The 11,888-nt window shown below is 73.8% G+C and carries 14 protein-coding genes; 7 read left to right on the forward strand and 7 right to left on the reverse strand.

Translation table 11 applies throughout. The annotated features are described in order from the left end of the window. Positions 1-231: 231 nt before the first annotated feature. Both O2W15_RS19610 and O2W15_RS19615 read right to left on the reverse strand, forming a co-directional pair. Positions 232-897: a DUF2461 domain-containing protein gene (locus O2W15_RS19610; RefSeq protein ID WP_269180611.1), complete on the reverse strand. Its 666-nt coding sequence runs from the start codon at positions 895-897 to the stop codon at positions 232-234. Beyond that, the gene (locus O2W15_RS19615; protein ID WP_269180612.1) at positions 894-1,472 is read right to left on the reverse strand and encodes a GNAT family N-acetyltransferase; all 579 of its coding nucleotides are present in this window, start codon (positions 1,470-1,472) and stop codon (positions 894-896) included. The genes O2W15_RS19610 and O2W15_RS19615 overlap by 4 nt, the downstream gene beginning before the upstream one ends. Before the next feature lie 83 nt (positions 1,473-1,555). Between O2W15_RS19615 and O2W15_RS19620 the strand changes: the two genes are divergently transcribed. Together O2W15_RS19620 and O2W15_RS19625 are read left to right on the forward strand one after the other, a co-directional pair. Beyond that, on the forward strand, positions 1,556-2,605 hold the full coding sequence (locus O2W15_RS19620; protein WP_269180613.1) for an LD-carboxypeptidase: 1,050 nt from the start codon (positions 1,556-1,558) through the stop codon (positions 2,603-2,605). Between the two features lie 55 nt (positions 2,606-2,660). Then, on the forward strand, positions 2,661-3,887 hold the full coding sequence (locus O2W15_RS19625; protein WP_269180614.1) for a winged helix-turn-helix domain-containing protein: 1,227 nt from the start codon (positions 2,661-2,663) through the stop codon (positions 3,885-3,887). A gap of 12 nt (positions 3,888-3,899) precedes the next feature. Here the strand turns inward: O2W15_RS19625 and O2W15_RS19630 are convergent, their stop codons facing one another. From O2W15_RS19630 to O2W15_RS19640, 3 genes are all read right to left on the reverse strand, one after another. Then, a complete protein-coding gene (locus tag O2W15_RS19630; RefSeq protein ID WP_269180615.1) occupies positions 3,900-4,712 on the reverse strand; it encodes a DUF4097 family beta strand repeat-containing protein in 813 nt (270 codons plus the stop codon). 16 nt (positions 4,713-4,728) lie between these two features. Further along, positions 4,729-5,229 carry a toxin-antitoxin system HicB family antitoxin gene (locus O2W15_RS19635; protein WP_269180616.1) on the reverse strand — a complete coding sequence of 167 codons (501 nt, stop codon included), beginning with the start codon at positions 5,227-5,229 and terminating at the stop codon, positions 4,729-4,731. A gap of 79 nt (positions 5,230-5,308) precedes the next feature. Beyond that, a complete protein-coding gene (locus O2W15_RS19640; protein ID WP_269167890.1) occupies positions 5,309-5,446 on the reverse strand; it encodes a hypothetical protein in 138 nt (45 codons plus the stop codon). A 159-nt stretch (positions 5,447-5,605) separates the two neighbouring features. On the opposite strand from O2W15_RS19640, the gene thyX reads away from it, so the two are divergent. From thyX to O2W15_RS19665, 5 genes are read left to right on the forward strand one after another with little or no spacing between them, the layout of a single operon-like run. Beyond that, the gene (gene thyX, locus O2W15_RS19645) at positions 5,606-6,358 is read left to right on the forward strand and encodes an FAD-dependent thymidylate synthase (RefSeq protein WP_269163524.1); all 753 of its coding nucleotides are present in this window, start codon (positions 5,606-5,608) and stop codon (positions 6,356-6,358) included. A gap of 46 nt (positions 6,359-6,404) precedes the next feature. After that, the gene (locus O2W15_RS19650) at positions 6,405-7,226 is read left to right on the forward strand and encodes a thymidylate synthase (RefSeq protein ID WP_269180617.1); all 822 of its coding nucleotides are present in this window, start codon (positions 6,405-6,407) and stop codon (positions 7,224-7,226) included. Beyond that, positions 7,223-7,828, forward strand: a complete 606-nt coding sequence (locus tag O2W15_RS19655; protein ID WP_269180618.1) for a dihydrofolate reductase — start codon at positions 7,223-7,225, stop codon at positions 7,826-7,828. The genes O2W15_RS19650 and O2W15_RS19655 overlap by 4 nt, the downstream gene beginning before the upstream one ends. A 10-nt stretch (positions 7,829-7,838) precedes the next feature. Continuing rightward, positions 7,839-8,747 (forward strand): 4-hydroxy-tetrahydrodipicolinate synthase, encoded by a 909-nt coding sequence (dapA, locus tag O2W15_RS19660; RefSeq protein WP_269180619.1) that lies wholly within the window; start codon positions 7,839-7,841, stop codon positions 8,745-8,747. Further along, on the forward strand, positions 8,744-10,450 hold the full coding sequence (locus O2W15_RS19665) for a ribonuclease J (protein ID WP_269180620.1): 1,707 nt from the start codon (positions 8,744-8,746) through the stop codon (positions 10,448-10,450). The genes dapA and O2W15_RS19665 overlap by 4 nt, the downstream gene beginning before the upstream one ends. Positions 10,451-10,483: 33 nt before the next feature. Here O2W15_RS19665 and O2W15_RS19670 read toward each other — a convergent pair whose 3' ends face one another. After that, complete coding sequence (locus tag O2W15_RS19670; RefSeq protein WP_269180621.1) at positions 10,484-11,041, reverse strand: class F sortase; 558 nt, start codon at positions 11,039-11,041, stop codon at positions 10,484-10,486. Positions 11,042-11,113: 72 nt separating this feature from the next. Continuing rightward, a complete protein-coding gene (locus O2W15_RS19675; protein ID WP_269180622.1) occupies positions 11,114-11,818 on the reverse strand; it encodes a CHRD domain-containing protein in 705 nt (234 codons plus the stop codon). Between the last annotated feature and the right edge of the window lie 70 nt (positions 11,819-11,888).

Below are 11,888 nucleotides of genomic sequence, written 5' to 3' on the forward strand. Positions count from 1 at the left end.
GGTGGGAGAGTAGGACGCCGCCGGACATAACTCCCAGGACGGGGTCACAGCTACGGCTGTGGCCCCGTTCCTGCATTCCCGGGCCGGCATCGCGGGCGCCGTTTCATGCGCTGTACGAACGGTCCTCACCGGGCCGGTCCCGGTGTCGGTGGAGCAATGGGACGGCGTCATGGGCCCGGCATCGACCGGCGGGCCGCCCACCGTGGGCGCCACGTCACGTGACGCAACCGGTCAACGACGGCGATCGGCCGGTGTGCTGGTGGCCCCGACGTTCTCGTCGAGCCACCGGTTCAGCGGGGAGAAGGCGCGCCACGCGTCGCGGACCCGCTCGAGCGCCGCGCGGGTGTGCAGCCAGTCCGCCGGCGCCCACTGCTGGGCGCCGTGCAAGGACTTGTGCCGGAGCAACTCGATCCGCGGGTGGTCCGCCGGCCAGCCCCGTGGAGTCCGGATCAGCGTGTCCCCGTCGACCTCGTAGCCCGCGTGGCGCAGCAGGCGCACCACGTCCGCCAGCCGGGCGCCCTGCACGTCGTCGCCGACGGCCCGGCGGTACCGCTCCACCTGGTCGGGCTGCAGACGCCAGGAGCCACCCGCGACGCGCAGACCGTCTGCGGACACCTGCACGTAGACCGAGCCCAGCCCCGCGCCGTCCGGGTGGAACACCGCCCCCTGGTGGGTCTTGTAGGGCGTCTTGTCCTTGCTGAAGCGCACGTCCCGGTACGGCCGGAAGAGCTTGGGCGTACCGAACTCCGGCGCGAGCTCGTCGGCCAGCGCCTGGAGCGGCGCCCGGACGTGTTCGTCGTAGCTCGCCCGGTGCTGGGTCCAGTAGGTCTTGCTGTTGTCCGCCTCGAGGCCCTCGTAGAAGACCAGGGCTTCGTCGGGGAAGCCGGAGAACGTCACGGTGCTGCTCGCTCCTCGTCGTGCTCGTCGTCGTCCAGCCGCGTCGTCCAGCGGAGCTGGGACAGCGGGGCGGCGCCGGTGTCCAGCGTCCGTGTCCACCCGTCCGTTGCCCAGCCCGCCGAGCCGAGGAACCGTCCGGTCACCAGGTCGTCCTCGGGGACCCATGTGTGCAGGGAGCGGACCCTGCGCTCGGTGGCCAGGTCGGCGACCGCAGCGAGCAGTCGGCTCCCGTGACCACGCCGGCCCCAGCGGGGCTCGACGAGCAGAGTGGCGAGGTCGACGACGTCGGGGTCGTCCGTGGGGCCGTAGGCGGCGAACCCGACCACGGTCCCCGACTCCACGGCGACCAGCACGCCGTGTTCGGACGTCGGGGGCGCGGCCACCGCCGTCCGCCAGGTCGTCGTGGCGGCGTCGTCGTCCCACTCGTCGAGCACCTGTGCCGGGAGGAGGGAGCGGTAGGCGGTCCGCCAGGTGACCACCTGGACGCGGGCGATCGCCTCCGCGTCCGCGGCGGCCGCCGGTCGTACGGACACGTCGGCGCGGCCGGTCAGTCCGCGTCCCTTCGGCAGCTCCATCGGGGCAGCGTAGGCGGTGGGTCGGGTGACCGGCCTCGGCGTCCGCGGGGGCCGACTGCCTGGGTCTGCTTGGATCCCGGGCCATGGAGCACGAGGTCGTCCAGCCACCGAAGGCCCGGGCGGGAGACCGGATCGCCGTCCTGTCGCCGTCGTTCGCCGCGCCGGGGGTGTACCCGGCAGTGCACGAGCAGGGGATGCGGCGGCTCGCCGAGGTGACCGGTCTCGTCCCGGTGGAGTACCCGACCACGCGGCAGGTCGGCGCCTCGGCCCAGGCGCGGGCGGCCGACATCAACGCGGCCTTCGCCGATCCCTCGATCCGCGGCATCCTGGCCTCCATCGGCGGCGAGGACCAGATCACGGTCATCTCGCACCTGGACAGCCGGCTGCCGTGCGCCGATCCCAAGCCGTTCCTCGGCACCAGCGACAACACCAACCTCCACCAGTGGTTGTGGGCGAACGGCGTCGCGAGCTTCTACGGCGGGTCCTCCCAGGTGCACCTGGGACCCGGTCCCGGCGTCGACGACGTGCACGCGCGCTCGCTGCGCGCCGCGCTGACGACCGGCGGGTCGCTGGAGGTCACCGACCCGGGGGAGTCGGAGGACGTGGGCGTCGACTGGGACGACCCCCGTGCGCTGGAGTCGTTCGGCGAGCGGGAGGCGACCGAGCCCTGGGCCTGGGACGGCCCCGCTCGCACGGTCACCGGGGGCACCTGGGGTGGCTGTCTGGAGGTCCTCCAGTGGGTCCTCACCGCGGGCAGGTTCCCCTTCGACGCCGCTGTGCTCGAGGGCGGGGTGCTGCTCCTGGAGACCTCGGAGGAGCTGCTGCCGGCGCGCGAGGTCGGCTGGATCGTCCGATCGCTCGGGGGGCGCGGCATCCTCGGTGCGGTCGCTGCCGTCCTGCTCGCCCGACCACCGGTCTCGGACCTCAGCCGTCGCCCGGCTCCGGAGGAGCGCACCCGCCTGCGTGCGGAGCAACGGGACGTCGTCGTCGAACTCGTCGCGCGCTACAACCCGGAGGCGGTGGTCTGCACCGGGGTCCCGTTCGGGCACACCCGGCCGCAGTGGGTCCTGCCGCACGGCGGCAGCGTCACCGTGGACGGCGTCCAGCGGCGGGTCCACGCGGACTACTCCTGAGCCGTCCGGGCGCTGGCCGACCGGAGCGTCGGACCGGCAGGGCAGGATCGGCGGGGTGACGTCCTCCGTCGAGCGGCTGCCCGCCGGGCTGGCCCGCCGCATCGCCCTGGCCGCCCAGGGTTTCGCCGAGCCGCGGCCCACCGGCAGCGTCGGCACCCGGCAGCTGCGCCGGACCGCCGAGCGGCTGGCCGTGGTGCAGATCGACTCGGTCAACGTGCTGTCCCGGTCGCACTACCTCCCCTTCTTCAGTCGGCTGGGTCCCTACCCGCGCAGCGACCTCGACGCCGTCTCCAACCGGCGGCACGACGTCTTCGAGTACTGGGCGCACGAGGCGTCGTTCCTGCCGGCCCGGCTCCACCCGCACCTGCGCTGGCGGATGGCCGCGGCCGACCGGGAGGCGTGGGGCTCGATGACCCGGGTGCAGCAGGAGCGCCCGGAGTACGTGGCGGCACTGCTGGCGCGGGTGCGCACCGACGGGCCGATCCGGGCCAGCCAGCTGCAGGAGGAACGGCCCAACCGGCCGGGCAGCATGTGGAACTGGCACGCCGGCAAGGCCGCGCTGGAGTACCTGTTCTTCACCGGTGCGCTCACCGCGCGCGGGCGCACGGCCGGCTTCGAGCGGGTCTACGACCTCCCGGAGCGGGTCCTGCCGCGCGCCGTGTACCAGGCGCCGACCCCGGAGCGGCCGGACGCCGTCCGGGAGCTGGTCCGCACGGCGGCCCGGGCGCTGGGGGTGGCCACCGAGTTCGACCTGCGCGACTACTTCCGGCTCGCCCCGGTCGACGCCCGGACGGCCATCGCCGAGCTGGCCGACGCCGGCGAGCTGCAACCGGTCGAGGTGGTGGGCTGGAACCGGCCGGCCTGGCTGGACCCGCAGGCACGACGGCCACGCTGGGTCCGGGCCCGTGCGCTGCTCTCCCCGTTCGACTCCCTGGTGTGGGAGCGGCCGCGGGTCGAGCGCATCTTCGGGTTCCGCTACCGGCTGGAGATCTACACGCCGGCCGCGAAGCGGGTGCACGGCTACTACGTGCTGCCGTTCCTGCTCGGCGACCGGCTCGTCGCCCGCGTCGACCTGAAGGCCGACCGGCAGGCCGGCGTGCTGCGGGTGCAGGGCGCTTTCGCCGAGCCGGGTGTCGACACCGCCGAGGTCGCCGCCGCACTGGCCGACGAGCTACGGCTGATGGCCGACTGGATGGCCCTGGACGAGGTGGTGGTGGCCGGCCCGGGTGACCTGGCCCCCGTCCTGGGCTCCGCCCTCGCCGGCGGCGCCGTCCCCAGCTGAACGGCTCCTGGATCAGCGCCCCGGGGCAGCAGCGGCGCGGCGCAGGCGCAGGTCGCCGGAGACCGAGGTGAGCAGGAGGGAGAGAGGTTCTCCCTGCGTCGCGTCCGAGCCGGGGGTGTCGGCGTCGAGGTCGGAGGTCAACCGGCCGGAGATGCTCTGCACGTCGAGCCACACCCGCAGGCCGGGCTCGACGGCGATCGTCGTGTCGCCGGAGACCGTGGTGACCCGGACCGTGCCCGAGACGGCCCGCTCCACCCGGACGTCCCCCGACGCCGTCTTCGCGGACACGTCGGTCGCCACCCGGCCGAGCACCACGTCGCCGGAGGCGGTGCGCACGTCGACCGGGCCACGGACGTCGTCCAGGTGCAGGTCGCTGGAGGCGGTCGTGATCGTGAGCGGACCGTCGACCCGGTTGGTCCGCACGTCCCCGCTGGCCGAGCGGACCCGGAGCTCGGCGGCGTGTTCGACCGTGACGTCACCGCTGGCGGTGGTGACGGTGACGCGGCCGTGAGACCCGCTCAGTTCCGCACCGCCGGACGCGGTCGCGATGGTGACGTCCGCGTCCGGCGGGGTGGTCACCTCGACCCCGTACCGCGGGGTCCGGGCCATGCGTCGTTCGGGCACCGCGACACGCAGCGCGGTGCCGGTGGCCGACACATCGATGCGGTCGAGCAGCTGCGCGCCGGCTCCGTCGAGCGCCTGGACGGTGACCACCACCTCGGTGGCGCCCTCCACCGCGCGGACCGCGACCTGACCGGCAGGGTTGCGCACCTCGATCGTGCGGGGTGGGTCCGCCGGCGGGAAGCGGTGGGTTCGGACGGTCACGGGGACTCCAGGTCTGTCAGCTCCGGGCGAAGCCGGAGTAGCGGCGAGGGCCGCGCGCGGAGCGCGGCGGGTCGGTCGGTTCCCGCAGGCCGTCGGCGACGGAGCGGACGAGCCAGGCGTTGAGCGAGAGGCCGGCCGCGGCGGCGGCCGTCTCGGCGCGGGACTTCAGTGCCTCGGGGAGCCGGAGGCTGATCCGGGCGACGGCCCCGTCGTCGTCGGCCTCGGGCTCGTCGAGCGGAGGACTCGGGGCCGGCTCCGGCTCGTGGCCGGGATCGGGGGCGTGGACGACGACGACCTCGGGGTCGCGGCCGCGGACCCGGATGTCGACCAGCCCGCCGTCCCAGGCGGCGGTGACCTCTGCGGCCATCGCCGAGAGGGCCTCGGTGAGGGTGAGCCGGACGGCGGGTTCCAGCGCATCGGCGAGCAGTCGGGCGGTCTCCTGCGCCTGCTCGGTGCCGGCTGCCGCGGCCGCGGTCAGTGAGCTGCGGAGGGCGTCGACGTAGTCGGTCAGGTCCATGGCCGCCATCGTGACGTCAGCTGCGGCCGTGCGATCGGCGGGGTCGGCTGCGTCGGCGCTGGCTCGGGGGAGGGGTGGCTCACTGCGACCCGCCGCCGAGCCAGCGTGGACGGCGACCGTGGCGGTGCCGGGTGCGCGGCTGTGCGTCGGGCGGCGTCTTCGGCGAACGTGGTGCGACGGCCTTCTGCAGGTCCTCGAGGTGTGTCCAGTTCTCCATGATGTCAGTATGGCACCACTGTGACGTCACATCAAGCGGCACCGTGACGTCGGCGAAGGTCGTGGCCGGGGTGAGGCGGGTGGTGCTGCTGTCGTCCTCCGGGTCCAGCGGCTCCCTGCTGCTGCAGGGGACAGCGGCCTCCCCCCGTACGCTCGACAGGTGCCCGCCATCGCCCCCCTGAAGGTGCAGGTCGTCGCGCAGACGCAGTTCACCCCGCCGGCGGACGTGCCCTGGGAGACCGACGCCGACGGCGGGCAGGCGCTCGCGGAGTTCGCCGGGCGGGCCTGCTACCAGTCCTGGACCAAGCCGAACCCGACCACGGCGACCAACGAGGGTTACCTGCGGCACATCCTCGAGGTCGGCCACCTGTCGGTGCTCGAGCACGGCACCGTGACCATGTACCTCTCCGGCGTCTCGCGGTCGCTGACCCACGAGCTGATCCGGCACCGGCACTTCTCCTACAGCCAGCTGTCCCAGCGCTACGTGCCCGAGCAGGACGCCGCCGTCGTCGAGCCGGCGGTCATCGCCGAGGACCCCGAGCTGCACGAGAAGTTCCTCGCCGCCACCGATGCCGCACTGGCCGCCTACGCCGAGCTGCTCGAGGGGCTGGAGAAGCGCTTCGCCGACGTCCCGAACGCGACGCTGCGCCGCAAGCAGGCCCGGCAGGCAGCCCGTTCGGTGCTGCCGAACGCCACCGAGACCCGCATCGTCGTCACCGGCAACTACCGGGCCTGGCGGCACTTCGTGGCCATGCGGGCCAGCGAGCACGCCGACGTCGAGATCCGCGAGCTGGCCATCGCCTGCCTGCGCGAGCTGCAGGACGCCGCCCCGCACGTCTTCGGTGACTTCCGGATCAGCGAGCTCTCCGACGGCACCGCCGTCGCCGCGAGCCCGCTGGTCGCCGAGGGCTGACCCGCCACCGTTCCATCCCCACCCACGATCGCGACGAGGAGTCGACATGCCCGACGTGGCCGTCCAGCCGGAGGTCGACACGCAGTACGAGGACCTGCTCCGCCGGGTCCTGGAGACCGGGACGCCGAAAGACGACCGCACCGGCACCGGCACGCTGAGCCTGTTCGGGGAGCGGCTGCGCTACGACCTGTCCAGCTCCTTCCCGCTGGTGACGACGAAGTCGGTGCACTTCAAGTCGATCGCCTACGAGCTGCTGTGGTTCCTGCGCGGCGAGGGCAACGTCGGCTGGCTGAAGGAGCACGGCGTCTCGATCTGGGACGAGTGGGCGGCCGAGGACGGCAGCCTGGGCCCGGTCTACGGCGTCCAGTGGCGGTCCTGGCCCACGCCGGACGGCGGGTCGATCGACCAGCTCTCCGCCGTCCTGGACACGCTGCGCACCGATCCGGACTCCCGGCGGATGGTGGTCTCGGCGTGGAACGTGGCCGCTCTGCCGGAGATGGCGCTGGCTCCCTGCCACGCGCTGTTCCAGTTCCACGTCGCCGACGGCAAGCTCTCCTGCCAGCTCTACCAGCGCAGCGCCGACCTGTTCCTCGGCGTCCCGTTCAACATCGCCAGCTACGCGCTGCTGACCCGGATGGTCGCCCAGCAGGTCGGCCTCGAGCCGGGTGACTTCATCTGGGTCGGCGGGGACTGCCACATCTACCGCAACCACCTGCCCCAGGTGCGCGAGCAGCTCTCCCGGGAGGTGCTGCCCTTCCCGCAGCTGGAGATCGACCCGGCGCCGTCGCTGTTCGACCACCGCTACGAGGACTTCCGCGTCGTCGACTACCGGCACCACCCGGCCATCCGGGGTGCGGTGGCGGTGTGACCGAACCGGCGACCCCGCGGCGCTCGGTGCGGATGGTCTGGGCCCAGACCACCGACGGCGTCATCGGCGCGGACGGCGCGCTGCCCTGGCACCTGCCCGAGGACCTGCGGTTGTTCAAGGCGCTGACCGTGGGCGACACCGTGGTCATGGGCCGCCGTACCTGGGAGTCGCTCCCGGCCCGGTTCCGGCCGCTGCCGGGCCGCCGCAACGTGGTGCTCAGCTCGACGCTGGACCCGGCCGAGCCGGGGGCCGAGGTGGTCCGGTCGGTGACCGAGGCGCTCGCGCTGGACGGCGACCTGTGGGTGATCGGCGGCGGGGCGGTCTACGGCGCGTTCCTCCCGTACGCCGACGAGCTGGTGGTGACCGAGGTCGACGTGCAGCTGCCGGGTGACACCTGGGCACCCCGCCCGGGCCCGGACTGGGCGCCGGGTACGCGGGTGCCCGACCGCGGTTGGTCCGAGTCGACGACCGGGCTCCGCTTCCGGGTCACCCAGTGGGGACGGGGGACGGCCGCCGCGGACCCCGTGGCCCGCGTCCTCGCCGAGCACGAACAGGCCTGGGCCGCCGCAGGGCGGTCCGGCGGTGTCGGGGCGGGCCGGTAGATTCCAGGCCATGACCACGGCCACGACCACGGACCCCGCCCGACCGTTCGGGCGCGTGCTCACGGCGATGGTCACCCCGCTCGCCGAGGACGGCACGATCGACCTCGCCGGCGCCCAGGAGCTCGCCTCGCACCTCGTCGACCGGCAGTCGCACGACGGCCTGGTCGTCTTCGGGACCACGGGTGAGTCGCCGACCATCAGCGACGGCGAGCAGCACGCCGTGCTCGAGGCCGTGCTGGACGCCGTCGGTGACCGGGCCATGGTGGTCGCCGGCGTCGGCACGAACGACACCGCGCACTCCATCGAGAAGGCCCAGTCGGCGGCCCGGCTCGGTGTGCACGGCCTGCTCGTCGTCACCCCGTACTACAACAAGCCCCCGCAGGCCGGGCTGCTGCGGCACTTCACCGCGGTCGCCGACTCCACGGACCTGCCGGTGATGCTCTACGACATCCCGCCGCGCTCGGTGGTCCCCATCGAGGTGGAGACGCTGGTCCGCGCCGCGGAGCACCCGAACATCGTCGCGGTCAAGGACGCCAAGGGCGACTTCGGCGCCCTCATGCAGACCCTGGCCCGCACCGACCTCGCCTACTACTCCGGCGAGGACATGCTGAACCTGCCGCTGCTCGCCGTCGGCGCCGTCGGCGTGGTGAGCGTCGTCGGGCACCTGGTCGGCACCCGGCTGGCCGAGCTGATCGCCGCCGTCGAGGCCGGCGACCTGGCCCGGGCGCGGGAGGTCAACGACGAGCTGCTGCCGGTGTACACCGGCATCTTCCGCACCCAGGGCACGATCATGGTCAAGGCGGCGCTGCGCGAGCTCGGGCTCCCGTCCGGCCCGGTGCGCCCGCCGCTCGTGGACGCCACCGAGGAACAGGTGGCGCAGCTGCGCGTGGACCTCGCCGCCGGAGGTGTCGTGCTGTGACGACGTCGAACTCCCCGCAGCCCCACCTGGACCTGAAGGCCCCGCCGCCCCTCCCGGCCGGCGGCCTGCGGGTGATGGCGCTGGGCGGGCTGGGGGAGATCGGCCGGAACATGGCCGTGCTCGAGTTCGACGGCCAGCTGCTGATCATCGACTGCGGGGTGCTCTTCCCCGAGGCGGAGCAGCCCGGCGTCGACCTGATCCTGCCCGACTTCGGGGTCATCGAGCACCGGATGGACGACATCGCCGCCGTCGTCCTCACCCACGGGCACGAGGACCACATCGGCGCCGTCCCCTACCTGCTCCGGCTGCGCGCCGACATCCCCCTGGTCGGCTCCCGGTTCACCCTCGCGCTGGTCAAGGCCAAGCTGCGCGAGCACCGGATCGACCCGGTGCTGGTCGAGGTGGCGGCCGGGGACGACCACCTGGCCGGGCCGTTCCACTGCGAGTACATCAGCGTCAACCACTCCATCCCCGACGCACTCGCCGTCGCGGTGCACACCCCGGCGGGCACCCTCGTGCACACCGGCGACTTCAAGATGGACCAGCTGCCCCTCGACGGCGTGCTGACCGACCTCGGCGCCTTCGCCCGGCTCGGGGTCGAGGGCATCGACCTGCTGCTGAGTGACTCCACCAACGCCGAGGTGCCCGGGTTCGTCACCTCCGAGCGCAGCATCGGCCCGGTGCTGGGCTCGGTGTTCGAGCGCGCCTCCCAGCGGCTGATCGTCTCCAGCTTCGCCAGCCACGTGCACCGCATCCAGCAGGTGCTCGACTGCGCGGCCGAGCACGGGCGCAAGGTCGCGCTGGTGGGCCGTTCGATGGTCCGCAACATGGGGGTCGCCCAGGACCTCGGCCTGCTCCGGGTGCCTCCCGGGCTGATGGTCAAGCTCGACGAGGCCACCGCGATGCCCCCGGAGCAGGTGGTGCTGGTCAGCACCGGCTCGCAGGGGGAGCCGCTGTCCGCGCTCGGCCGGATGGCCCGCGGTGACCACCACCAGGTCACCATCGAGGCCGGCGACACGATCATCCTGGCGTCCTCGCTGGTGCCCGGGAACGAGACCGCCGTCTACAAGGTGATCAACGGCCTGGCCCGGCTCGGCGCCACCGTCGTGCACAAGGAGACGGCCCGGGTGCACGTCTCCGGGCACGCCCCGGCCGGGGAGCTGCGCACCCTGCTCAACGTGGCCAAGCCGAAGTACCTGATGCCGGTGCACGGGGAGTGGCGGCACCTGCGGGCGCACGCCGCGCTGGCTCAGGAGACCGGGATGAGCCGCGACCGCATCCTGCTGGCCGAGGACGGCGTCGTCGTCGACCTGGTCGACGGCAAGGCGTCGATCGTGGGCAGCGTGCCGATCGGCAACGTCTACGTCGACGGGCTCAACGTCGGCGACGTCGGCGAGGAGTCCCTGCAGGCGCGGCGGATCCTCGGGGACGAGGGCTTCGTCGCGCTGACCGTGGTCATCGAGCCCTCGACCCGCACCATCGTCCGGCCGGTGCACCTGTCGACCCGGGGCTTCTCCGACGACCCGGCCGCCTTCACCGAGGTGCTCGCCCTGGTGGAGGAGGAGCTGAAGCGGGCCCTGGCGGCCGACGAGCAGGTCGACGCCCACCGGCTGTCCCAGGTGATCCGCCGGACGGTCGGCAAGTGGGTGTCGGACGCCTACCGCCGCCGCCCGATGATCATCCCGACCGTCCTCGAGGTCTAGCCGGGAGCGGATCGGGACGACGACGTCGCCGGGTCAGCTGACGCGCTCGGCGGTGACCACCAGGTTGTCGACGTAGCTGCGCGCGCCGCGGTCGAAGTCGCCGGTGCAGGTGACCAGCCTCAGCACGTCCTCCGTCGTCGCGCCGAACACCGCCGCCGTCGGGAACTCGTCCTTGGCCACCTGCTCGCTGCCGGTCACCTCGTACCGGGCGACGGCGCCGCCGGCGACGGTCACCTCGACGACGTCGCCCGGCACGAGGTCCCGCAGGTCGGCGAAGACCGCCGGACCGGCCGTGGAGTCGACGTGACCGAGGAGGACGGTCGGGCCCCGTGACCCCGGCCGGCCTCCGCCGGTGAACCACCCCACGTCGTCGAAGTCCGCCGGCGCCTCGGCCGTGCCGTCAGCGGCCAGGCCCAGGTCGACCAGGTCGCGCCGGACCCCGATGGCCGGGATCGAGAGCGACTCCGGTCCCGGCACCGCGGCCGGGTCGAGCACCGTGGCGCCGACCGCCGCCGGTGCGGATGCCGCCGGCGGCGAGCTGGTCACCGGCGCGACGGCACCGGCCGGTGCCCCGGCCGCGGGACCGCTCACCGGGCCGCCGCACCCGCTGAGGGCGAGGGCCGCGCAGCCGGCCAGCAGGGTCCCGCGTCCGGGGCGCACGGGTCAGCCCCGGACCGCGCGGCGGTGCAGCCCGAACGCCGCTGCCCCGACCAGGGCGAGGGAGCCGCCGAGCGCGGCCAGCGGTGCGCCGGACGTCCCGTCCTCCGCCGTCCCGCCGGCGCCGGTCTCGATGCCGCCGATCGGCACCTGGGCCAGCTGCCCGCGCACCGCGCCCGCGACGAAGGCCGCGGTGTGGTTGTCGGTGGCGAACGCCGACGGGTCGGCCTCGATCTCGGCGAGGGAGAACCCGCTGCCGGTGTCGGTGCCGTCGGGGGCGACGCCGGTGGTGAACGGGCCCTGCAGGCAGCCGCTGCTCACCAGCTCGCCGCTGCCGTCGTCGACCGGGTCCGGCAGCGCGATCCGCGGCGGACCGGACTCGCCGGCCGCTGCCTCGTGGATGTGCGTCGAGGTCTTCGCCGCGCTCTGGTACGGCGGGGTCACCCCGCTGAGGGTGATGTCGTAGCAGAGGACCTCGAGGTCGGAGTTGATCCGGTACATGAAGGTGCCGGAGGCGCCGGGCTCGCCCGGGGTGGGCACCCCGTCGGTGTCGACGACCGCGTCGGGCGTGGCCATCGCGGTGAAGGCACTGGTGAACGTCGACGGCTCGGCCACCTCCGTCTCGGCGGAGGCGGTGCCGGTTCCGGTGAGGACGACGACGCCCATCGCTCCGACGACGACGGCGGCGCGGGCTGTGCGGGTGCGGGTCATGGCTGGCTCCTGGTCTCGGGATCGGACAACGGGGTCTACGGACCCCGGGGCCGTCCCGTTCACCGGCTCA

Origin of the sequence: Modestobacter sp. VKM Ac-2979, assembly GCF_026967995.1 — a bacterium.
Lineage (GTDB): Bacteria > Actinomycetota > Actinomycetes > Mycobacteriales > Geodermatophilaceae > Modestobacter.

Excerpts from the sequence above, each read along its gene's own strand:
- O2W15_RS19640 (WP_269167890.1), bottom strand. The coding sequence starts at position 5,446 with ATGGAGAACTGGACACACCTCGAGGACCTGCAGAAGGCCGTCGCACCA.
- O2W15_RS19650 (WP_269180617.1), top strand. The coding sequence starts at position 6,405 with ATGCCCGACGTGGCCGTCCAGCCGGAGGTCGACACGCAGTACGAGGAC.
- O2W15_RS19615 (WP_269180612.1), bottom strand. The coding sequence starts at position 1,472 with ATGGAGCTGCCGAAGGGACGCGGACTGACCGGCCGCGCCGACGTGTCC.
- O2W15_RS19635 (WP_269180616.1), bottom strand. The coding sequence starts at position 5,229 with ATGGACCTGACCGACTACGTCGACGCCCTCCGCAGCTCACTGACCGCG.
- O2W15_RS19675 (WP_269180622.1), bottom strand. The coding sequence starts at position 11,818 with ATGACCCGCACCCGCACAGCCCGCGCCGCCGTCGTCGTCGGAGCGATG.
- dapA (WP_269180619.1), top strand. The coding sequence starts at position 7,839 with ATGACCACGGCCACGACCACGGACCCCGCCCGACCGTTCGGGCGCGTG.
- O2W15_RS19620 (WP_269180613.1), top strand. The coding sequence starts at position 1,556 with ATGGAGCACGAGGTCGTCCAGCCACCGAAGGCCCGGGCGGGAGACCGG.